We start from the raw sequence: 1,005 nt of genomic DNA, 5'->3' as shown, positions 1-1,005 counted from the left end.
AGCACATCACCCGCTGTCAGCGTTCCGGCCATGCCCCGATTCTAGCGAATCTGGTTCGACTCAGGCCGCCGGGCTAGGGGCGCTAATCAGATACGAGCAACAAATTGATTAGACTGAGGGTCTGAAAGTAAACGAACTCAGCTTCTTTAGACTGTATTCCAGTGTAATGGTGCTTAACGTTATCATTCTGATATTTGTCGTACCAATTCAATAAGTTATACGGACTCCGATTAAAAGGTGTTGAAAACACCTGCAATCCGAGTGGAGCGAGAAGGAGAAAAACGGGTTCCGGGCGTGGAGTGTGGAGATCGGAGCTTTCCCGATTTCTACATGAAACAAACGGAATCCGTATTAGTATAGAGTGTTACCGTGCTAGGCGATATTCCAGATACCGAAAGTTCTTGACCCAAAGCGGCAGCCTGATTGGATAAGTTCTTTTTGTTCGACAGCCTATCCTTAAGAAATCGTTCTAGTCCAATTCTGCATTCATCAAGTCCCATTCTTATATCACCATTTTCTAAAAGCAATTTTGATGCTTTTAAAATGTGTTGATGAGCAGAACTATACCTATGCAATTCCCCAAATACTCGTTTGGCTGTTTCATCGATATGCAATTCCGCAAGCGTAGGATATGTTGCGCAAATCCCATCTACGATTGTAAGTCTAAATGGCGCAAACCCATACGATTCGAGAACCCTTTCTACAGATTTATACAGTTTTGTAAAATTTGAAAACTTCAACTGAGTTTTATTTCTAGATTTATCAACTTCTGCGGAGGCGATTAAAATTGATTCGACTATTCTTGCCAAATTTGATGGGACACGACAAGCCTCTATCTTTTGAGCCAATAAAGTGTCACGGAACTCGTCATCTGTTTCCAGTATATCACTCAGATTAGTGAACATATCTCTATTACTGACCTTACGCGCTACGATTTGAAGACTCCATGAAATCATCAGGATTTCTTGCTTCGCACTGCGGCGACGCAAACTGGGGAGGTGACTC

General features: G+C 42.7%; 1 protein-coding gene. It reads right to left on the bottom strand.

The genetic code is table 11. From position 1 onward, the window contains the following. Positions 1 to 326: 326 nt before the first annotated feature. On the bottom strand, positions 327 to 1,005 hold a 679-nt coding region (locus Q319_RS27755), incomplete at its 5' end, for a hypothetical protein (RefSeq protein ID WP_211252427.1).

Source organism: Deinococcus marmoris DSM 12784 (assembly GCF_000701405.1).
Classification (GTDB): domain Bacteria; phylum Deinococcota; class Deinococci; order Deinococcales; family Deinococcaceae; genus Deinococcus; species Deinococcus marmoris.
The sequence above is the reverse complement of the archived record's forward strand: the minus strand, read 5'-3'. Positions and strand labels throughout refer to the sequence as shown.